The 19,548-nt window shown below is 70.0% G+C and carries 17 protein-coding genes; 7 read left to right on the forward strand and 10 right to left on the reverse strand.

Annotated features, from left to right (window positions below; translation table 11 throughout):
- Positions 1 to 53: 53 nt before the first annotated feature.
- Together CEK69_RS06555 and CEK69_RS06560 are read right to left on the reverse strand one after the other, a co-directional pair.
- The gene (locus CEK69_RS06555) at positions 54 to 995 is read right to left on the reverse strand and encodes a DegV family protein (RefSeq protein WP_152244540.1); all 942 of its coding nucleotides are present in this window, start codon (positions 993 to 995) and stop codon (positions 54 to 56) included.
- A gap of 47 nt (positions 996 to 1,042) precedes the next feature.
- The gene (locus CEK69_RS06560) at positions 1,043 to 1,672 is read right to left on the reverse strand and encodes a DsbA family protein (RefSeq protein WP_152244542.1); all 630 of its coding nucleotides are present in this window, start codon (positions 1,670 to 1,672) and stop codon (positions 1,043 to 1,045) included.
- A 317-nt stretch (positions 1,673 to 1,989) separates the two neighbouring features.
- Between CEK69_RS06560 and CEK69_RS06565 the strand changes: the two genes are divergently transcribed.
- On the forward strand, positions 1,990 to 2,823 hold the full coding sequence (locus CEK69_RS06565; RefSeq protein ID WP_152244544.1) for a cellulase: 834 nt from the start codon (positions 1,990 to 1,992) through the stop codon (positions 2,821 to 2,823).
- 34 nt (positions 2,824 to 2,857) lie between these two features.
- On the opposite strand, the gene CEK69_RS06570 is transcribed toward CEK69_RS06565, so the two are convergent.
- The 4 genes from CEK69_RS06570 to CEK69_RS06585 form a co-directional block, all read right to left on the reverse strand.
- Positions 2,858 to 3,586 carry a hypothetical protein gene (locus tag CEK69_RS06570; RefSeq protein ID WP_152244546.1) on the reverse strand — a complete coding sequence of 243 codons (729 nt, stop codon included), beginning with the start codon at positions 3,584 to 3,586 and terminating at the stop codon, positions 2,858 to 2,860.
- A gap of 86 nt (positions 3,587 to 3,672) precedes the next feature.
- On the reverse strand, positions 3,673 to 5,277 hold the full coding sequence (locus CEK69_RS06575; protein WP_152244548.1) for a rhamnogalacturonan lyase B N-terminal domain-containing protein: 1,605 nt from the start codon (positions 5,275 to 5,277) through the stop codon (positions 3,673 to 3,675).
- A gap of 167 nt (positions 5,278 to 5,444) precedes the next feature.
- Entirely contained in the window at positions 5,445 to 6,734 is a 1,290-nt protein-coding gene (locus tag CEK69_RS06580; RefSeq protein ID WP_152244550.1) for an amidohydrolase family protein, read from the reverse strand.
- On the reverse strand, positions 6,731 to 8,131 hold the full coding sequence (locus CEK69_RS06585) for an amidohydrolase (RefSeq protein ID WP_152244552.1): 1,401 nt from the start codon (positions 8,129 to 8,131) through the stop codon (positions 6,731 to 6,733). Before CEK69_RS06585 ends, CEK69_RS06580 begins: the two co-directional genes overlap by 4 nt.
- 163 nt (positions 8,132 to 8,294) lie before the next feature.
- Between CEK69_RS06585 and CEK69_RS06590 the strand changes: the two genes are divergently transcribed.
- Positions 8,295 to 8,840 (forward strand): DUF924 family protein, encoded by a 546-nt coding sequence (locus CEK69_RS06590; RefSeq protein WP_017910893.1) that lies wholly within the window; start codon positions 8,295 to 8,297, stop codon positions 8,838 to 8,840.
- A 400-nt stretch (positions 8,841 to 9,240) separates the two neighbouring features.
- Here the strand turns inward: CEK69_RS06590 and grxD are convergent, their stop codons facing one another.
- Positions 9,241 to 10,167 (reverse strand): Grx4 family monothiol glutaredoxin, encoded by a 927-nt coding sequence (grxD, locus tag CEK69_RS06595; RefSeq protein ID WP_017915999.1) that lies wholly within the window; start codon positions 10,165 to 10,167, stop codon positions 9,241 to 9,243.
- Positions 10,168 to 10,210: 43 nt separating this feature from the next.
- Between grxD and CEK69_RS06600 the strand changes: the two genes are divergently transcribed.
- Positions 10,211 to 11,002 (forward strand): polysaccharide deacetylase family protein, encoded by a 792-nt coding sequence (locus tag CEK69_RS06600; RefSeq protein WP_193313920.1) that lies wholly within the window; start codon positions 10,211 to 10,213, stop codon positions 11,000 to 11,002.
- Between the two features lie 681 nt (positions 11,003 to 11,683).
- Here the strand turns inward: CEK69_RS06600 and CEK69_RS06610 are convergent.
- The 3 genes from CEK69_RS06610 to CEK69_RS06620 form a co-directional block, all read right to left on the reverse strand.
- Positions 11,684 to 12,355: a class I SAM-dependent methyltransferase gene (locus CEK69_RS06610; RefSeq protein ID WP_152244566.1), complete on the reverse strand. Its 672-nt coding sequence runs from the start codon at positions 12,353 to 12,355 to the stop codon at positions 11,684 to 11,686.
- A 57-nt stretch (positions 12,356 to 12,412) separates the two neighbouring features.
- Positions 12,413 to 13,054, reverse strand: coding sequence for an SGNH/GDSL hydrolase family protein (locus tag CEK69_RS06615; RefSeq protein ID WP_152244556.1), 642 nt, complete (start codon positions 13,052 to 13,054; stop codon positions 12,413 to 12,415).
- A gap of 102 nt (positions 13,055 to 13,156) precedes the next feature.
- Positions 13,157 to 14,434 carry a pyridoxal phosphate-dependent aminotransferase gene (locus tag CEK69_RS06620; protein WP_017910899.1) on the reverse strand — a complete coding sequence of 426 codons (1,278 nt, stop codon included), beginning with the start codon at positions 14,432 to 14,434 and terminating at the stop codon, positions 13,157 to 13,159.
- A 308-nt stretch (positions 14,435 to 14,742) separates the two neighbouring features.
- Between CEK69_RS06620 and rsgA the strand changes: the two genes are divergently transcribed.
- The 4 genes from rsgA (at position 14,743) to CEK69_RS06640 (ending at position 19,401) form a co-directional block, all read left to right on the forward strand.
- Entirely contained in the window at positions 14,743 to 15,870 is a 1,128-nt protein-coding gene (gene rsgA / locus CEK69_RS06625) for a ribosome small subunit-dependent GTPase A (protein ID WP_152244558.1), read from the forward strand.
- Between the two features lie 8 nt (positions 15,871 to 15,878).
- The gene (locus tag CEK69_RS06630) at positions 15,879 to 17,123 is read left to right on the forward strand and encodes a flavohemoglobin expression-modulating QEGLA motif protein (protein WP_152244560.1); all 1,245 of its coding nucleotides are present in this window, start codon (positions 15,879 to 15,881) and stop codon (positions 17,121 to 17,123) included.
- Positions 17,124 to 17,360: 237 nt separating this feature from the next.
- Positions 17,361 to 18,188: a hypothetical protein gene (locus CEK69_RS06635; protein WP_152244562.1), complete on the forward strand. Its 828-nt coding sequence runs from the start codon at positions 17,361 to 17,363 to the stop codon at positions 18,186 to 18,188.
- A 532-nt stretch (positions 18,189 to 18,720) separates the two neighbouring features.
- Positions 18,721 to 19,401 carry a type 1 glutamine amidotransferase domain-containing protein gene (locus CEK69_RS06640; RefSeq protein ID WP_152244564.1) on the forward strand — a complete coding sequence of 227 codons (681 nt, stop codon included), beginning with the start codon at positions 18,721 to 18,723 and terminating at the stop codon, positions 19,399 to 19,401.
- Positions 19,402 to 19,548 lie beyond the last annotated feature (147 nt).

Consider the following 19,548-nt stretch of genomic DNA (forward strand, 5'->3'; position numbering starts at 1 on the left):
GCGCAGCCTAGCAGAGCCGGCGGCGACCCGCCGTCGACGCGGCCAGCGGGCGATCAGTCGAAGCGCAGCGCCTCCCCGGCGAAGCCCAGCACAAGCGCACCCTTGCCGACATTGACCATGCCGGTCAGGCTCATCACGCTCTCCAGCAGCTCAACGCCGTGGCTGTCGCAGGCCTGACGCAGCGCCGCGTAGCCGGGCAGGGCGCGCAGTTCCGCCAGCTCGCCGCCATAGCTCAGGCACAGCGTGGGCGTCATCAGCCCGGCGGCCACGCGTTTGGCGGCCAGCCCGAACAGGGTCTGCACGGCGTGGTCGAAGCCCTTGAGCTTGGCCACCGGCGCGGTCTCGCCGCGGTGGCAGTGCAGCACCGGCTTGATGTCCAGGGCCGAGCCGAGCGCGGCGCTGAGCAGTCCGACGCTGCGGTCGCCCTTGCTGCGCGCGCGGCTGCGCAGGTAGTACAGGTCGCGCGCGATCATGTAGCCATGGGTGTGCTCGGCCAGCGTCTCCAGCCGCTCGCGGATGGCCTGCACGCCGGCACCGTCGGCACGCAACCGCACCGCCTCGACGGCGATCACGGCCTGTGCGGCGAACAGGTTCCCGGTGTCGATCACGCGCAGCGCGAACGGCGAGGCGTGGCCGGCTGCCTGACGGATCGGCTTGTAGTCGTTGAGGATGGCGAAGCCGGCCTGCTGCGCGTGCTCGTGGATCGGGCTGCGGGTCTTGGCGATGGTCAGGCAGAACACGTGGTCGTAGTCGATGACCAGCCGGCTCAGGAACAGCTCGCGGATCTGCGCCACGCTGTACGGCACGGTCTCGGCTTCGGCGCCGTGCGCGCTGACCTGTGCGTGCAGGAACTCCAGCGTCGCCGCTTCGTCGCGGCGATCGGCCAGGACGGTGCCGCCGAGGCGCACGCTGATCGGCAACACCACCAGGTCGTGCTGGGCGATGTAGTCCTGCGGCAGGTCGCAGGCGGAATCTACGACGATGCCGATGCGCATCCGCTGAAGCTCCAGTGATTGGGGAGATCGATGGACATGGCGACCGCTCAGGCGTTGCGCTGCACCGCGACCGGCAGCGCGCTCAGGCGCGCCATATCGCCGCGCTGCAGCAGTTGCGGGTCGGCCAGCACCGCGCGCATCAGCGGGTGCGCGTCGTTGCCCCACAGCAGGGTGTCGTCGATCTGCAGGGTCGGCACGCCGAACACGCCGGCCGCCAGCGCCTGTTCGGTGTTGGCGCGCAGTTGCGCCTTGACCTGCGCATCGGCGGTGGCCGCGGCCACGTCGGCGATCCCCAATGCCTGGCCGACCGGCGCCAGGGCCGCGGCGTCGTCGCCGGCGTGGCCATCGCGCCACAGCCAGTCGAAGAGCGCATCGATGGCCTGCGGCGTGGTGCCGGCGGCGATGCACAGGCGCAGCGCCGTCAGCGGGTTGAACGGATGTGCCGGCGGGAAGCGCAGCGGCACGCCTTGCTGCTGCGCCTGCCACTGCACGAAGCGATAGGTGAACTCGCGCTTGTGCGGCACCTCGGCCGGCCCGCGCGTCTGCAGCTGCGCCAGCACCGCGCCGAACACGATCGGCACCGGCTGGATCCGCGAGAACTCCGGCAGCGCTTTCACCTGCTGCCAGTGCAGATAGGAAAACGGCGAGATGAAATCGAAATACCAGCGCAACGTCATCGTGCTTCTCCGTCATGACGCATCAGCTTATCGCGGCGTCGCGCGCGCTGCGACTGCGTACATCGCATGTTGCAGTGCGAGATGTCGTTGACGTCCGTCCGCCGGGGCGACCGCAATGCGTAGACGATGCCGTGGCGGAAATCTCGCTGGCACGCGATATCTGTGAAGCGCCGCGCGGCCGTGGCCTGGATCGCGGTAGCGCTATTGCGCTGGCGCATGGCATGCGCGGGTCTTGTCATAGCTCGCGGTACGCGCACCTTGCTAGCGTCCGCCGCGGCAGTAGATTCGCTGCCCCTGCACGCCCAGGAGAGACCGCCATGCACGCTTCCGCTTCCGTTTCCGCCGCTGCTTTGCCGCGCCTTCCCGCCACGGTCGTCAGGTCGCCGCGCGGCTGGGCGCGGACTCTGCGCGCGCTGTTCGCCACCGCCCTGCTCGCCATCGCGCCGATGGCGCTGGCCGGGCCGTACCAGGTGTACGGCAACCAGTACGCCTGGGTGAACAACTTCAACGACCCCAACAACGTCATCCAGGGCACGTTCCACAGCGGCAGCACGCCGAGCATGACCGTGACCTTCAATTTCCCCAACGCCAGCCTGTACGGCTATCCGGCGATTCTGCGCGGCTCGCACTACGGCTTCAATCCCACTGCCGACCGCACCTTCCCGCGGCAGGTCTCGGCGCTGCGGTCGTTGCCGTCGACCTTCGCGTACTCGTCCGGCGGCAGCAACCTGGCCGGCGACTTCGCCTACGACCTGTTCTTCCGCTGGGACAGCACGGTGTCCTCCAGCGCGATCCCGCAGGCCGAAGTGATGATCTGGGGCGGCCACAACTCGTATCCGATCGGCACGCTCACCGCCAGCAACGTCATCAGCGCCGGCGGCTACACCTTCGATCTGTGGGAAGGCATGAACAGCGCCGCCGGCTACTACGTCTACACCTTCATTCCGCACAACACCGCCGGCCAGCCGACTCTGCCGAGCAACGGCAATCTCAACATCGACATCAAGCCGTTCCTGAGCTGGCTGCACACGCACCGCGCGCAGGACGGGCGCTTCAGCAACGCGATGTACCTGCATGTGGTCGAGGCCGGTTTCGAGGTGGTGCGCGGCAACGGCTGGGCCTGGATCCAGGCCAATATCGGCGCCAACTGACGGCGCCGCACGGGCGCCGCCGTTCCTGCCTGGCTCAGCGCGGCGGCGCCTTGCACAGTGCCGCGTTGTGCCAGGCGGCGCGGGCGATCGGCAGGAACCCGTCGGCATCGCTGGGCGGCAGGGTGTTGCGCACGTCCTCGGCATCGTTGCCGGCGCGTTCCAGCACCGGTGCCAGCGTGCGCAGGCAACCGGCGCGGTCGCCCAAGTGATACTGGGTCAGCGCCAGATCGGTGCGGACCTGCGCGGCGTCCAGCCAGAACAGGGTCTTGCCGCAGCCGTCCAGCAGCGCGGCCAGAGTGCGTTCGGCATTGGCGTAGTCCTTGGCCTGGTACTGGCGCAGGAAGCGCGCGCGGGTGGCCTCCGCCGCCTCGGGCACGCAGGCCGGCGCGGCGCGTCGGTAGTCGCCTTCGAACCAGGCGCGTGCGCCGCAGTAGTCGCGGCAGGTGTCGGGGGTGAGCGCCTCGACCCGGATGGCGTCGCCCTCGGCGTGCAGGCGGGTGCGGCACAGCGACGCGGGATCGTCGTCGTGCGCGCGGGTGAAGCCGAGTTCGCCCTGCAGCGTGCCGTCCAGCGCACAGGTATGGCCGTTGGCGCCGGTGACGTGGAGCGAGAAGCCCAGACCGTCGGCGTCGCGCGCCACGTCGAGGCGGTCGCCGCCATCGGCGAGATAGACGCCGGGTGTGGGCGGCGCGGCGCCGGCGCCGCAGGCGAGGGCCAGCAGCGCCAGCGGCAGCAGGCGCTGGAGGGACAGCGAACCGCGCATCGGGATGTCTCTGTCGGGCCAGGGGCGCAGCGTAGCAGCGTGGCGACGTCCTCGCCGGCGCGTGTGGCGCGTCTGCCCGCAGCGCCTCACGGCGCGAGCCATTGCACGCTGTCGAAGACGATGGCCGGGCCGAGGAACCCGTTGTCCGGCGAGCCCGAGGCGACGTCGATGTCCAGCGTGTTGAGGCCGGCCTGCAGCGCGCTGGCCGGAATGTCGAACAGATAGACGGCGTTGTTGCCGCGGTAGGTGCCGCGGGTGATGCCGCGGCTGTCCGGCTGCTCCGGCCGCGGCGGCACGGGTCCGCTCCAGCGCTCGTTCACCCGCAGCTGCGGACGGCCGCCGGCCTGGGTCAGGGTGACGAACAGACGCAGGCGGTAGGCGTGGACCTGCTCGGGCGAGAGCACGAAGGCGATGCGCGTGGGCGTGTTGACGCCGCGCCATTGCGCCGCCGGGAATGCGTCGAGACGGTCGTGGCCCACGCGATAGGTCAGCGGTCCCCATGGCGCCATGCTCCGGTCGGAGGGATGCGCGCGCGCCAGCAACGCGGCGTTGCGGAGACCGGCCGGCGTGCCATCGGGATCGCCGATCTGCCAGATCACCTGGCCGGGCAGCGGGACCGCATGCAGGGCGGCTTGCGCGGTGGCTGTGGCTGCGATCTGCACGGTGTCGTGGGCCACCTCCAGCTCGTTCTGGTACAGCGCGATGCGGTAAGCGCCGGGGCGGATGCCGGCGATGCGGAAGCGGCCGTCGGCATCGGCCCTGGTCCAGTACTGCGCCTGCGCGTTGCGCAGGGCCACCACTGCCGGCTGCCCTGCGTCGATGCCGGAGACCTGGCCGGCCACCGCACCGCGCGCTTCCGCGCCCAGGAAACCCTGCAAGCCCAGCGACGCGTCGACGAAGCGCAGGTCCGGCGGCACCCGCGCTGCCGCGCCGCCGCGGCTGAACTGCAGCACGTACACCCCGTGCAGGCCGCCGCGGTACGGCTCGGTCTGGGTGTGGTTGGAGAACATGTAGTTGTACAGCTCGTGGGTGCGCGCGGTCCGCTGCGTGGCGATGTCCTTGAAGAACGGCCCGCCCGCGCTGTGCTCGCGATCGCCCATCCACATCCGCACGGCGAGGCCGGGGCCGCTGACGCCATGCACGCTGTCGTCGATCGCGCGCCGTGCCGAGTAGAACTTGGAGCTGGTGCGGCCGTCCGGCAGGAGGAATACGTCCTTGCCTTCGATCGCGGTGCCGATGTTGGAATCCGGTTCGCGCTCGGCGTCGGGCAGCTTGGTTACGTCGAGGCGGGCGATGAAGCGCAATTCGCCGACCGGCAGCAGGGTCGGCGCGTAGGTAGCCAGGTAGAGCGCGTCGCGGCCCTTGCGCGCCATGTAGTACTGCACCAGGTCGCCGGCGCTGGCCGAGACCACGATGGTGTCGCCGACGGTGCGCGCGGCGACGCGGGCGCTGCCCAGGCCCGAGGCGATCTGCGAGTGCTTGGCTTCCGGACTCTCCAGTTCGACGCCGCGGTAGCGCAGGGAGACCACGTCGCCGGTGTGCGCGTCCACGCTGAACTGCAAATCGGCGCCGCTGTCGACGACGAAGCGATCGCCGACCCGAGCGACGCCGAAATCGGCTGCGTCTGCCAGCGCGGGTGCCGCGGCGTACAGGGCGAGGCAGCACAGCAGCAGGCGAAGCAAGCAGGGCATGGCGGCGCGGGCGACGGCAGCGAGGCGCACAGCCTACTGCGCGCGGCCGCGGACGCGATGCCGTTTCCGCGCGGCGGTGGGGCAGCGCTCAGGTGCGCATCGCGGGGCGTCGCCACCGGCGGGACGGCATCGTCCGTGCGATGCCGTCCCAGCGTGCTCGACGCGGTTTAGTGCGTGTACGCCTTCGGCAGCGCGCCGTTCTGCTGCATGTAGCGGTCGCGCAGTTCGGTCTGCCGCGAGCGCATCGGCATGGCGCGGCCGCCCAGCCAGACCTGCTCGGCGTAGTGCGCCACGTCCAGCGGGTCGCCTTCCCACAGCACCAGGTCGGCGAGCTTGCCCGGGGCGATGCTGCCCAGGCGATCGCCGACGCCGAAGGCCTCGGCCGGGACCCGGGTCAGGCCGGCCAGGGCGGCGTCCCACGGCAGCCCGTGCGCGACCGCGTTGCCGGCCAGTTGCCGCTGCTTGCGCGCGTTGTGCGCGCCGTCGCCGCCCTGGGTGAAGCTCACCGCCACGCCGGCGGCGTTGAGGCGCGCGGCGTTCTCCAGGGTGGCACCGATCTGGTCGAAGCTGGCCGGCAGGTCGTCCAGCGCGTTGACGAACACCGGCACCTGCGCCTTCGCCAGTTCCGGCGCCAGCTTCCAGGCCTCGTCGCCGCCGGCGATGGCGATGCGCACCTTCTCGCGCTGTGCCCAACGCAGCAGTTGGCGGATGTCGGCCGCGCGGTTCACCGTCACCACGATGCGGCCCTGGCCGGCGAGGTAGCGCGCCAGCACCGCGCGTCCGGCCGGGGTCAGCAGCGCATGCGGCGAGTCGGCGGGCATGCGCCCGCGCGCTTCGGCAACCAGTTGGTCGAGCAGCATCCACTGCGCCGCGCGCGATTTGCCGCTCAGCTCCAGCGCATCGCTGCCCAGGTGCAGGTACAGCGCGCGCGGGCCGATCGGGTCGGCGCCGCCGTCCAGGCGCATCACCGCGCCCTGGCCGGCGACGAAGGCGCCGCCGGTGTTGGCGCCGAGCGCGGTGAAGCCGATGCCTTCCACCCGTGCGACCGGGATCAGCACCGATTCGGGGTTGTAGGCCAGGGTCACGTCGAACTCCGGGCGCATCGGCTGGTCGTGCGGCAGGGTCAGCGTGCTGTCGACGGTGGAGGCCTCGCCGGAGACCTCCTCGATGCCGATCTCGGTGATGCCGCCGAACAGCGCCGGGGTCAGCGGCCGGCCCTTGGCCTCGACCACGGCGACGCCGGCCGGCGCGCTCAGGCCGGGGCCGACCGCGCGGATCACGCCGCCCTGGACCAGTACGTCGGCATTGGCGAGGGTGCCGCGGGCGCTGGCGGTGTGCACGGTGGCGCCGCGGATCAGCACGTCCTGGGCGAACCCGGGCGCGCTGCCCAGCAGCAGGCAGGCGGCCAGGGCCAGGCGCTGCGCCAGGCGGTGGGGCGAGGGTAGGGCGCGGCTCATCGGGCAGCCTCCTGGCCGAGCATGAAGTCGGAGGTCGGTTGCAGGCGGCGGTCGGCGCGGTCGTAGACCTGCGCGCCGTCGATGTAGACCTTGTCGGCCAGGGCGTAGGAGCTGAAGGGGTTGCCGTTCCACAGCACCACGTCGGCCATCTTGCCCGGCTCCAGCGAACCGGTCTGTCTGTCGATGCCCAGCGCCTTGGCCGGGTTGCTGGTCAGCCAGCGGATCGCGCGTTCGGGCGGGATGTCGATGCCGGCGCGGCGGCCGGCGGCCATCGCCTTGGCCGCTTCCTGGTTGAGCCGCTGGATGCCTTCCTCCGAATCCGAGTGCACGATCGCGCAGCCGTTGGCGGGGCGGTCGACCAGGGCGATGTTCTCCTGGATGCCGTCGAAGGCCTCCATCTTGAAGCCCCACCAGTCCGCCCACAGCGCGCCGCAGACATTTTCCTGGGCCAGGCGGTCGGTGATCTTGTAGGCCTCCACACCGTGGTGGAAGGCGGCGATCTTGAAGCCGAACTCCTTGGCCAGGTCGAGCATGGTGGTCATCTCGTCGGCGCGGTAGCAGTGGATGTGCACGCGGATGTCGCCGTTGATGGCGCCGGCCAGCGTGTCCAGCTTGAGGTCGCGCTTGCCGCCGCTGTCGCCGCTGCTGTCGTTGTCGCCGTTGCCGCGGCTCCACCAGTGGCGCTTGGGCGGGCTCTTCTGCTTGGGCGCGTTCTTGCGCAGGTATTCGCTGGCGTCGATGAAGGCGGCGCGGTAGCCGGCGACGTTGCCCATGCGCGTGGACGGGCCGCCCTTCTCGCCGTAGACCCGCTTGGGGTTCTCGCCGCAGGCCATCTTCAGGCCCCATGGCGCGCCCGGGAACTTCATCGCCTGGTAGGTGGTGGCCGGCACGTTCTTCAACGTGACGCCGCGGCCGCCGACCAGATTGGCCGAGCCGGGCAGCACCTGCAGCGCGGTGACGCCGCCGGCCAGCGCGGTGCCGAAGCCGGGATCCTGCGGCCAGATCGAATGCTCGGCCCACACGTTCGGGGTCACCGGTGCGGTCGCTTCGTTGCCGTCGCTGTGCGCGCTGACGCCCGGGCTGGGATACACGCCCAGGTGCGAGTGCACGTCGATGATGCCGGGCGTGACCCACTTGCCGTGGCCGTCGATGCGGGTGGCGTTGGCCGGCGCGGCCAGCGCGCGGCCGACCGCCTGCACGCGGCCGTCCTGCAGCAGCACGTCGGCATCGTCCAGGCGCTCGCCGGTGCCGGTGAGCACGGTGGCGTGTTCGATCAGCACCGGCACCGACGCCAGCGCGCGATAGGTGCTGGGATAGGGATCGTCGACGAAACGCGAGGCCGCGGCGGCCGGGCCGCACAACGCCACGCCCAGGCAGGCGAGCAACAGATGACGCATCGAATTTTCCCCGGAAGATGAACCCGGCCCTTGCGGCCGTGCCCGCACGCTAGCCCGAGCCGGCGCGCTTGCCAAGTGCGGGTGCGGCATCGGCGAGCCCGGCTGCACCGAATCGCGACGCGGAACCTGTTATGCAGCGCGATTCTCGCCCATGGACACCGCAATGACCGACACCCCTGCGCGCACCGTCGTGGACTTCTGGCGCAGTGCCGGCCGCGAACGCTGGTTCGCCGCCAACGACTCCTTCGACGCCAATGTCCGCCAGCACCTGCTGGAGGCGCATCACGCCGCCGCGCGCGGCGAACGCAGCGACTGGCTGACCGACGCCGAAGGCGCGCTGGCGCTGCTGCTGTTGCTCGACCAGGTGCCGCGCAACGTGTTCCGCGGCAGCGCGCACGCCTTCGCTACCGACGGCCTGGCCTGCCGCTATGCCGACCAGGCGCTGGCGGCAGGGTTCGACCAGGAGACCGACGCGGAACTGCGGATGTTCTTCTATCTGCCCTACACGCATGCCGAGGACGCGGCGCGGCAGCGCCAGGCGGTGGAGCTGTTCAGCGCGCTCGGCGATGCGGAGTCGCTGCAGTGGGCGGTGGTGCACGAAGACGTGATCCAGCGCTTCGGTCGTTTCCCGCACCGCAATGTGGCGCTGGGGCGCACGACCACGCCGGAGGAGCAGGCGTTCCTGGATGCGGGTGGGTTTGCCGGGTGAGGGAAGGGGGCCTGCGCGTTCGCTGCGTCATGGCAGCGAAGCCAGTGGCGCATCGGATGTCATTGCAGTCGGGACTGAAGTCCCTCCCACAGGGCGACATCAGGCTGCTGGCGCGGCCGCCAGCATTCGCCTGGTACGCGCAGCGGAGACAAGGAATGCGCTTCTTGTGGGAGCGGCTTCAGCCGCGACGAGCGAAGCCATCGGTGCATTCGACCTCATTGCAGTCGGGACTGAAGTCCCTCCCACAGGAGATCGCCGGAGTTCATGTTGCCGCCAGCACGCCAAGCTCCTACGCGTTTGCGCCCGTGTGGCGATCGCGGCGCGCGGACACAAAAAAGGGCGATCATTCGATCGCCCTTTCGACACGTCCGCACGGGACGCAAGCCACGAGGTACCCGACTCAGTACTTCGGAACGCTTCCGTCGACCTGGTCGGTCCAGGCGTCGATGCCGCCGACCACGTTGTGCACCTTCGTGAAGCCCAGCGAACGGAAGTGCTCGGCCGCCTGCGCGCTGCGGCCGCCGCGGTGGCACAGGAAGGCCAGGGCGGTGTCCTTGGGCAGCGCTTCCAGTTGCGCGCGCTGCTCGCCGTCGAGGGTGCGGAACGGCACGTTGACCGCTGCCACCGCGCGCTCTTCCGGCGGACGCACGTCCACCAGGAGCAGGCCGCCGGCGCGTACCTGGTCGTCGGCGTCGCGCGGGCTGAGGTCCTGCACCGGCTTGGGCGCATTGGGATTGTCGATGGCCAGGCCGCGGCCGCGGATGTCGTCCACCCAGTCGATGGTGATGCCGTCGGCGCGGCGCGCGCTGCCCAGGTCGAACTGCACGCGCAGGCCGTTGGACTCGGCGGCGATGGCGTTGGGGTCGGTCGGCGCCAACTGGAAGTTCGGCTGGAACTGCGCGTCGATCGCCAGCGCCAGGCTCGCGCCCGGGGCGTCGGCCAGCGCGCCGCGCAGCATCTCGGCGGCGGCGTCGGTGATGGTGATCGACGGTGGCGTGCGGTCCGGCGCGGCCACGCCGAGCAGTTCGCTCAGCTCGCCGCTGCCGGCCATCTGCAGGATGATGTCGCTGCCGCCGATCAGCTCGCCGTCCACGTACAGCTGCGGGATGGTCGGCCAGTCGCCGTAGACCTTGATGCCCTCGCGGATGTCCTGGTCGGCCAGCACGTTGACGTGGGCGAAGTCGACGCCCAGCTCGTTCAGCGCGCCCACCGCCTTGGCGGAGAACCCGCACTGCGGCATGCCCGGCTGGCCTTTCATGAACAGCACGACGCGGTTGGAGCTGAGCAGCGTTTCGATACGGGAGCGCAGGGCGGGGTCGAGGGACATGGCAGGCAGTCGTCGCAGAGTCGGACCGGTCATTCTACGCCGCATGGCATCATGGGGCATGACAGTTCCGGAAACGCTGCATCGCATCCCGCGCCACCCCTACCGCTGGCTGCCCTGGGCGCTGGCCTCGCAGGCGCTGGTGGCGGGGCTGTGGTGGGCGTATGGCTGGCCAGTCGGCCTGCCGGCGCTGCTACTGTCGCACGCCGCGCTGGTGTTGCCGGTGTTCCTGCCGCGGGCGCGGCTGTACGCGCCGGTGCTGGATCGCCTGCCCGGCAGCGCGCCGCGGGTGTGGCTGACCATCGATGACGGCCCCTCCGACGACACCGTGGCGATCCTGGACCTGCTCGACCGCCACCAGGCCAAGGCCACGTTCTTCCTGGTCGGTGCCCGCGCCGCCGCGCGCCCGCAACTGGTACGCGAGATCCTGCGCCGCGGCCACGGCATCGGCAACCACAGCCAGCACCATCCGCAGGCGTGGTTCTGGGCGCTGGGGCCACGGCGCATGGCGCAGGAAATCGGCCAGGCGCAGCAGACCCTGGCCGCGATCGCCGGCACTGCGCCGCGCTGGTACCGCTCGGTGGTGGGCATGACCAATCCCTTCGTCGCCGCACCGCTGCGCCGGCATGGCCTGACCCGGGTGGCCTGGACCGCGCGCGGCTTCGACGGCGTGCGCTGCGACCCCGCGATCACCGTCGCGCGCATCGCCCGCGACCTGCAGCCCGGCGCCATCGTGCTGCTGCACGAGGGCGCGGCGCACGGGCACAACCCGGCGATCGTGGAGGGGGTGTTGCAGGCTGTGCAGGCGCGTGGGCTGGAGACGATCTGCCCGACCTGAGGCTGGACGCGCTTCCCCGCTTGCGCTGTGGCGTGGTGCCGATGCGCATACGCTGCGGCGGCCATGTCCATGCACGGGGCGGCATGCCGACAGGCCCCCGAGGGGTATCTGTCGCTCGCTGCACGGAGTAGTCGGCGCATGCGGCGAAGGCATGACCATCCGGCGTGTGCAGATGTAGTGCAGGCAGCATGGCGCAAGGCCTGGCTGCGCTTTCATCTGGTGCGCTTGTAACTGCGCACCTCCCAGCCGTCTCGCAGGCGAGTGACGAAGCAGTCATAGCCTGCCGCGTGCTGCGCGTCGAAGTACTGGTGCATCTCGGTGCGGTCCGCGAAGATGCGTCGCACGTCCGCGGTCTGGCGCCGTGACGGTGAGCGAATAGCCGCAGCGATCCCTCGCAATGTTGCCAGTAGTGGCGCAACATCCATGTGTCCCTCTGCCGAGTCCGTGGCTGGTCGGGCGGACTATCGCACACCTGAAAACTGTCCGCCAGGAACCGCCAGAGGCCGTCTTTCGCGCACTGCAGCCTTCAGTGCATGGAGGCCATCTCCATGCCGCTGTGCGGCGGCATGGCAGCTTGCAGCGGGGAACGCGCCGACGCGGTGGGCGCTCGCTGTCGCGCGCGCTGGGCCACGATCGGCGAGAAGGTCGTGCAGACCGGGAGTTCGCGCGACAGCTGCGACGTCAACGCGGTTCCGCCACGATCAGCCAGTTGTTGAACGGCGTGTTGCCGTACAGCGGCGCGAAGCTGGCGCGCAGGCCGGCGGCGTCGAGCTGGGCCTGCAGGCTGTCGCGGGTGGGGTAGGCCTTGGGCAGTTCCTGCATCCAGCCGGCCAGGTGCGCGAGCACGTCGGTGATGCGGCTGGTGCGGCCGCGGCCGCTGGCATCGCCCAGGCCGCTGCGAATCACCAGTTTGGCGCCGGGCGTGAGCATGCGCGCCACGCTGCGGATCAGGTTGGACTGCATGTCGCGGTCCAGGTACTGCAGCACGTCCAGGATCGCGACGCTGCCGTGGTGCTCGGGCCAGGACTGGCCCAGGTCGACCACCGCGAAATGCGTGTCATGCAGCCCGTTGCGCGCGGCGATGGCGCCGGCGCGGCGGATCTTGGCCGCGTCGATGTCCACGCCGTGGTAGCGCTGGCGCTGGCCGTCGGCGCGCAGCGCATGCGCGAGCAGGCCCAGCCCGCAACCCAGGTCCAGCACCGGCGCGTCGGTGCCGCGCAGCGCGGCGAGCACGCCGGGGTACAGCGGATCGGTGCGCAGCTTGGTGCGCGTGTAGTAGTAGTCGTAGCGGTTGCCAAGCGGATGCGTGGGCAGGAAGGCGCGGGCGATGGCCAGGGCCTGCGGGCGGGTCATGGGCTGGGTGGTGCTGGCGTCGCGCAATGTCGGTCCTTGGCAGCGGGCGTACGCCAGCTAGGCTAACGCATCGCGTGCCGCCGGCAACAGCCGCGCGGTCCAGCGCGCATACATCGCCGCCGACGGATGCAGCCCGTCCGCGGCCAGCATCGCCGGGTCGCCGCCGCCATCGCGGCTGCAGCCGGTGATGTCGACGAAGCGCACCGCGCGCGCGGCGCAGCAGGCCTGCGCGGCGGCGTTGAAGGCGTCGATCTGCACGGCGATGCGCGCCGGATCGTGTGCGGGCGGCTGCGCGAACGCGGTCACGCCCCAGTCCGGGATCGACACCGCCAGCACCCGCTGCGGCCGCGCGTCGGCGAAACCGATCGCACGCTGCAGCAGCGCGTCGAACTGCGTGCGGTAGTCGTCGAGCGGATAGCCGCGGTACTGGTTGTTGACGCCGATCAGCAGCGTCACCAGGTCGAACGGTCCCTGCGGCGCGGCCGTGTCGATGCCGGCGTCCAGTTCGTCGGTGGTCCAGCCGGTGGTAGCCACGATCTGCGGATCGGCCAGCGCGATGCCGTCGCGGCGCAGCGCCGCGGTCAGCTGCATCGGCCAGCGTCCGTCGGCGTCCACGCCTTCGCCGATCGTGTAGGAATCGCCCAGCGCCAGGTAGCGCAGCGGTGTGTGCTCGGGCGTGGCGAAACTGCCTTTGCTCATCTAAGCGGAACCGGCAGCTGCCATATCACCGGGATACGCGATCCAGGAACGGCGCACGCTTAGCCATTCCCGATTCCCGATTCCCGATTCTCCAGTCCCCACTCACCGCCCCACAGCCGCCCGCGGCTTCAGCGGCACCACCTTGGTGGCGTCCTCGGCGCGGCGCGCCAGGACACGATCGATGCGCGCGAACACCTCGCGCATCGTCGCCGCCTCCGGCAGCAGGGTGACGCGGAAATGGTGCCGGTAGGGCACGTTGAAGCTGGAGCCGGGCACCACCAGCACGCCTTCCTGTTCCATCAGCTCCAGGGCGAACGCGTGATCGTCGAAGCCGCGCGCGGCGGCGCCGACCACGGCCGGGAACGCGTACAGCGCGCCGGCCGGCTGCACCAGCGACAGGTGCTCGCTGGCGGCGCAGGCCTCGAGTACCGCGCGGCGCGTTTCGTACAGGCGTCCACCCGGGGCGCACAGCGGCGAGATCGTGTCCGGGCCGTTGACCGCGGCATCGATGGCGAACTGGCCGGGGACGTTGGCGCACAGGCGCAGCGCGCCGAGCAGGTCCATGGCGTTGCGGAAATCGCCGACGCGCTCGGCGTCGCCCGACAGCAGCGCCCAGCCTACGCGCCAGCCGCAGGCGCGGTGCACCTTGCTCAGGCCGCCGAAGCTGATGCACGGATGCGCGCCGGCCAGCGGTGCCACCGACACGAACTCCGCGTCGTCGTACAGCACCTGGTCGTAGATCTCGTCGACCATCAGCAGCAGGTTGTGCTTGACCGCGATGGCGACGATCTTCTCCAGCAGCGCCCGCGAGTAGCTGGCGCCGCTGGGGTTGTTCGGGTTGATCAGCACGATGGCGCGGGTGCGCGAGGACACCAGCGTCTCGATCTCCACCGGGTCGGGCTGGAACCCGTTCTCCGGCGCGCAGCGGTAGTACACCGGGCGACCGTCGTTGAGGATGGTGGCGGCAGACCACAGCGGGTAGTCGGGCGAGGGCACCAGCACTTCGTCGCCCGGGTTGAGCAGCGCACGCAGCGACAGGTCGATCAGCTCGCTGACGCCGTTGCCGACGAAGATGCGGTCCGGGTGCGCGTCCGGATGCTGGCGCCGGGCGTAGGCCGCGGCGATCGCCTCGCGCGCCTCCGGCAGGCCCTGCTGGTGGGTATAGGGATCGGTGCGGCCCATGTCATCGGCGATCGCGCGCTGCAGATGTTCCGGCGCACGGAAGCCGAACGCGCCGGGATTGCCGATGTTGAGCTTGATCAGTTTGCGCCCCTGGGCCTCCAGCTCGCGGGCTCGCCGTGCCAGTTCGCCGCGGATCTCGTAGCGGACTTCGGACAGGCGTTCGCGGATCGCGAGCGGCTTGATCGGCAGGGTGGGCATCGCATTGGCCGGTGGGGCGTGGGACCTGCATGGTAGCGGAAATGTGACACCGCGGCGGGGCGGTGGGGCGCCGTGGTGGCGGGTCGTCTACGGCGCCCGGCCTCCACGCTTGGCGCTGCGACGGGCGTGGCGCGATGGCTGGCCCGTGTGGCGGCCACACACGCGTGGCGCGGATCATGCGCCGCTGCTGGCGACTCCCGGGACGCCGCCTGCGGCGCGGGCCAACCACGCAAGGCGCCGCCCTGCGCGTGTCCCAGTGACCGCCCTGCGCTCACCTTTGGGCGCGGCACACCCTCTAGAATCCGCGCATGACCTCCTCCCCGATCGACTTCGACGCGTTGCGCCCCATCGGCTGGCCCTGGCCCGGATTGCCCGAGGAGCCGGCCTGGCGCGCGCTGTTCGAGGCGCATCCGCAGGCGCGGCCGGCGCGGGTGGTGGAGCAGCACCGCACCGGCTATGTGGTCGCCGATGCGGTGGACACCGGATTCAAGGTCGAATCGCTGCCGGACTGGCAGCGGCCGCGCTTTCCCAGCCACGAGCGCGCCGCGGTCGGCGACTGGGTGTTGCTGGAGGACACGCGCATCGTCGCCTTGCTGCCGCGGCGCACCGCGATCAAGCGCGGCGCCGCCGGCGAGCACTATCACCAGCAGGTGATCGCGGCCAACATCGATACGGTGTTCATCGTCTGCGGCCTGGATGCGGACTTCAACCCGCGGCGGATCGAGCGCTATCTGCTGCTGGTGGGCGGCGGCGGTGCGGCGCCGGTGGTGGTGCTGACCAAGGCCGACCTCACCGAGTACGCCGACGACGCGCTGGCGGTGCTGGAGGAACTGGCGGCGCAGTCGATCCCGCTGTTGACCGTCAACGCGCGCGAGGCCGACAGCGTCGCCGCGCTGCGGCCGTGGCTGGGGCCGGGGCAGACCGCGGTGCTGGTCGGCTCGTCCGGCGCCGGCAAGTCCACCCTCACCAACACCTTGCTCGGCGTGCAGAAGATGCGCACCGCGGCGGTGCGCGCCACCGACTCGCGCGGCCGCCACACCACCACCCATCGCGCGCTGCTGCCGCTGCCGTCCGGCGCCTGCCTGATCGACACGCCGGGCATGCGCGAACTCAAGCCCACCGGCGAGGAAGACCTGGCCGAGGGCGGCTTCGCCGACATCGAGGCGCTGGCCGCGCAGTGCCGCTTCAACGACTGCGCGCACCAGGCCGAACCGGGCTGTGCGGTGCAGGCGGCGATCGAGCGCGGCGAGATCGAGGAGGCGCGCTTGGCCAATTACCTGAAGCTGCGCGACGAGGTCGCCGGCGCCGCCGGCAAGCTGGCGCAGCGCCAGGCGCAGAATGCGGCCGCCGGCCGCAGCGGCAAGCCCAGCGGTAGCAAGCCAAGTGGTGGTAAACCTGGCGGCAAGCGTCCGCCGCCGCGTACCCTGCGCCGCTGAGGCCAGGCGTGGCCAAGCGCGCGCTGCCCGTTGAGATCCGCCATCATGCCGCGCTCGATGCACGGCTGGTCAAGGCGGTGCGCGGCATCCGCCTGCTGGCCCTGGCCAGTTGGCCGGTGGCGCTGCAGGCGCCGTTCCTGGAAAGCGTGGCGCGCGGGCAGCCGCAGCTGCCGCAAGTGGACTACCCAAGGCTGGATTTCGCCGACACCCGCCGCGAGCTGGCGGCGATCGCCCAGGCCGCCGATCCGTCACATCCGCTCGGTGCCTATCTTCAGGCCTCGGTGCACAGTTGGGATCTGGCCGCGGCGTTGCTGGAAGCGCTCGGTACGCCTGCGGTGGGCACGTACTCGGCGCAGTTGTTCGGGGTGCCGGACGACCCGATGCCCGGCCACGGTCCCACCACCCGCGAGGCCGCTGGCCATTTCATCCGCATCGCCCAGGAGCTGGACCGCGAGCTGTTCTCGGCCGAGGAACAGGTGTCGGTGTCGGCCACCGCGTTGCGCCTGCTGCTGCAGCGCGACCTGGACGAGTTCTTCGGCACGCGGGTGATCACTGTGGAACTGGATCCGGACCTGCTGGCCAAGGCCGCCGCCGGCGCGCAGCGCATCCGCCTGCGCTCCGGCGCGCACTTCAGCGACTACGACCGCGCGCAACTGTTCCACCACGAGGCGCTGGTGCATTCGCTGACCGCGCTCAATGGCCGGCAACAGACGCAGTTGCCGAGCCTGGCGCTGTCCTCGCCGCGCACCACCGCCACCCAGGAAGGCCTGGCGACCTTCGCCGAGCAGATCACCGGCAGCATCGACATCGCGCGGATGAAGCGGATCAGCCTGCGTATCGAGGCGATCGCGCTGGCCCGCGACGGCGCCGATTTCATCGAGGTGTTCCGCTACTTTGACGCAGCGGGCCAGTCGCCGGCGGAGAGTTTCTCCTCGGCGCAGCGCGTGTTCCGCGGCGTGCCGACCACCGGCGGCGCCGCGTTCACCAAGGACACCGTGTACCTGCGCGGGCTGGTGTCGGTGCACACGTTCTTCCGCCAAGCGCTGCAGCGCGACCGGCTGCCGCTGTGCCGTTGGCTGTTCGCCGGCAAGATGGTGCTGGAGGACGTGGCTGCGTTCGCGCCGCTGTTCGAGTCCGGCGTGCTGGCCCCGCCGCGCTGGTTGCCGACCTGGGTGGCGCGCGCCAGCGGCCTGGCCGGGATGCTGGCGTTCTCGCTGTTCGCCAACCGGATTCGCATGGATCAGGTGGAGTAGGGGCGCTCCAGAAGGAAGTAGCTGCCGCTGCGGGAGGTCGGCGGCATTCGCAGCGACCAGTCGCGTGGACGATCCAAAGCGTCTAATGCGACTGAAGTGTTCCTGTGGCTATCGCAACTTTGTATTGCGGGCTGTCGGTCGTTTGGTTTTTGAAGAGACGAAAAGAAGTCCGAGGCATTTCTCTGGCAAGAAGGATGGTTCCCTCATGTCCCTCTTGCTTGCAGGGAGAAGAATCAAATGCCTATGCTGGGTCGCGCATTTATTGCCAATAAGGAGGCTCGCGTGTCGATGACGGAAGGTAGGGGTGGGGACGTGGGAGCGGCTGGCGTCATCGCGCAGTTGCGCAGGCAAAATCGAATTCTGAAGATTTTTTCGGCTGTGGCGCTCGCCCTTCCCTTGACGCTCATGCTGATGGGGGCCCGAGGCGCTGGCAGCAAGCAGGTATTTTCCGAAATCGATGTCAAGCGCATCAATATCGTCAACGAGGACGGATCCAGGTCTATGGTGTTGGCCGCCCGCGGTTTGTTGCCCGATCCGGTGATGGGCGGGAAAGTCATGAAAACCGAGAGGAGCAACATGCCCGGAATGCTGTTCTATAACGGCGTGGGCGACGAGGTCGGTGGGCTCATCTATGACGGCAGTCTCGGTCAAGATGGAAAGCCCAGTGGCGGCGTGCATCTTTCGATGGATCGGTTCGGCGGAGATCAGCAAATCGCCCTGCATCACTACGAGGAGGGCGGCTTCATGGAAACCGGCCTTTCCGTATTCGATCGCGGACTCCCCAAGCAGTACGAAGGGCTGTATGAAAAGTATCTGGCGGCCCCGAATGGGCCGGAGAAGGATGCGCTGTTGAAGCAGTGGAAGGACGCGGGTGGTGAGCAAACGCAAAGACTCTTTGTCGGGCGTACTCGCGGAAAATCGTCTGCGGTGATTCTCGCGGACGATTCCGGAAATCCCAGGATCATCATGTCCGTCACGCCTGCCGGAAAGGCATCGTTGGATTTTATTGATGACAAGGGTGACGTCGTCCAGAGTCTCCCGGAAACCCCCGTCGTGAAGAAGTAGCGGCATGGTCGATACCGGCATGGAGTTGCCGGAGTGGTCCGGTGTCTCGCTGGAGTACGTCGGGCTCCATGCCTGATCGCGTGCGTACGGGGTGGCGGCGCATCGGCATCGCGCCGCCCGCCTCATCGGCATCCACGGCATCACTCGGTGAATCTGGTCGCCGCGGCTTTCAGGGCGCGTCGCCGTTCGGCGTGCAGTTCCATTTCACGTCGAACAGAGCGCACTGCATGCAGCGTAGCCCGGACACGCATGGACTGACCCAGGACGCCGGCGACCTCGCCTGGTGTCTGGAGGCCGCCTGCATGTGGTTCGCAGGCGGCTCAACTGGTAGCTGTCCGCTTTCGAACAAGCTGGGCGACCCGGCGCAGCGGCTGGGCTGCCGCCGTAGTGACTGGCTTCGGCCGCCTTGCAGGATCGCGTGTGTGAGCTGAACCGCATTGCGCGATGCTCACCCGCCACGAATGTGCGGCTGCCGATACTGCGGCGCCTGGCCTGTCCCCGCATGGCCGCTTCCCCTCACGAGGAGACCCGCATGAAGATCCTGATGGTGCTGACGTCGCACGACCGTCTCGGCGACACCGACCACAAGACCGGCTTCTGGCTGGAAGAGTTCGCTGCGCCGTACTACACGTTCAAGGACGCCGGTGCCGAACTGACCCTGGCGTCGCCCAAGGGCGGGCAACCGCCGCTGGACCCGAAGAGCGATGCGCCGGACGCGCAGACCGAAGCCACCCGGCGCTTCAAGGACGACCCGGCGGCGCAGCAGCAACTGGCGAGCACGCAGACCTTGGCGTCGGTGCGCGTGGACGACTACGACGCGCTGTTCTACCCGGGCGGCCACGGTCCGCTGTGGGATCTGGCCGAAGACCGCGACTCCATCGCGCTGATCGAAGCGTTCGCGCGCGCCGGCAAGCCGATCGGTTTTGTCTGCCATGCGCCGGGCGTGCTGCGCCGGGTGACTGCGGCCGACGGCACGCCGCTGGTGAAGGGCCGCCGCGTCACCGGCTTCACCAACGGCGAGGAAGCCGCGGTGGGCCTGACCGATGTGGTGCCGTTTCTGGTCGAGGACGAACTGCAGCGCCTGGGCGGCCAGTACAGCAAGGTTGCTGATTGGGGCGTGCACGTGGTCGAGGACGGCCGTTTGGTCACCGGGCAGAACCCAGCCTCGTCTGAGGCGGCGGCCGAGGCGTTGCTGGGGTTGCTGCGCCTCTGATGCTTTTGGTAGCCCACGGCATAGTGGAAACCATGTGCCGTGGGCGTTTTGAATCAGCCCACAGTCACGGTGCATCTGGAGCAATCATTCGGGGGAGGTGGAGGGCTCCAACCACCGCCACCGCTACCGCCGCCACCACCACCACCA

The sequence above is a fragment of the Xanthomonas sp. LMG 12462 genome, from assembly GCF_009192885.1.
Taxonomy (GTDB): domain Bacteria; phylum Pseudomonadota; class Gammaproteobacteria; order Xanthomonadales; family Xanthomonadaceae; genus Xanthomonas_A; species Xanthomonas_A sontii.

Coding starts and splice junctions, on each gene's coding strand:
- CEK69_RS06585 (WP_152244552.1), bottom strand. CDS start 8,131: ATGCGTCATCTGTTGCTCGCCTGCCTGGGCGTGGCGTTGTGCGGCCCG.
- CEK69_RS06575 (WP_152244548.1), bottom strand. CDS start 5,277: ATGCCCTGCTTGCTTCGCCTGCTGCTGTGCTGCCTCGCCCTGTACGCC.
- CEK69_RS06635 (WP_152244562.1), top strand. CDS start 17,361: ATGCCTATGCTGGGTCGCGCATTTATTGCCAATAAGGAGGCTCGCGTG.
- CEK69_RS06590 (WP_017910893.1), top strand. CDS start 8,295: ATGACCGACACCCCTGCGCGCACCGTCGTGGACTTCTGGCGCAGTGCC.
- CEK69_RS06565 (WP_152244544.1), top strand. CDS start 1,990: ATGCACGCTTCCGCTTCCGTTTCCGCCGCTGCTTTGCCGCGCCTTCCC.
- rsgA (WP_152244558.1), top strand. CDS start 14,743: ATGACCTCCTCCCCGATCGACTTCGACGCGTTGCGCCCCATCGGCTGG.
- CEK69_RS06640 (WP_152244564.1), top strand. CDS start 18,721: ATGAAGATCCTGATGGTGCTGACGTCGCACGACCGTCTCGGCGACACC.
- CEK69_RS06615 (WP_152244556.1), bottom strand. CDS start 13,054: ATGAGCAAAGGCAGTTTCGCCACGCCCGAGCACACACCGCTGCGCTAC.
- CEK69_RS06570 (WP_152244546.1), bottom strand. CDS start 3,586: ATGCGCGGTTCGCTGTCCCTCCAGCGCCTGCTGCCGCTGGCGCTGCTG.
- CEK69_RS06620 (WP_017910899.1), bottom strand. CDS start 14,434: ATGCCCACCCTGCCGATCAAGCCGCTCGCGATCCGCGAACGCCTGTCC.
- CEK69_RS06610 (WP_152244566.1), bottom strand. CDS start 12,355: ATGACCCGCCCGCAGGCCCTGGCCATCGCCCGCGCCTTCCTGCCCACG.
- CEK69_RS06560 (WP_152244542.1), bottom strand. CDS start 1,672: ATGACGTTGCGCTGGTATTTCGATTTCATCTCGCCGTTTTCCTATCTG.
- CEK69_RS06580 (WP_152244550.1), bottom strand. CDS start 6,734: ATGAGCCGCGCCCTACCCTCGCCCCACCGCCTGGCGCAGCGCCTGGCC.
- CEK69_RS06600 (WP_193313920.1), top strand. CDS start 10,211: ATGGCATCATGGGGCATGACAGTTCCGGAAACGCTGCATCGCATCCCG.
- grxD (WP_017915999.1), bottom strand. CDS start 10,167: ATGTCCCTCGACCCCGCCCTGCGCTCCCGTATCGAAACGCTGCTCAGC.
- CEK69_RS06555 (WP_152244540.1), bottom strand. CDS start 995: ATGCGCATCGGCATCGTCGTAGATTCCGCCTGCGACCTGCCGCAGGAC.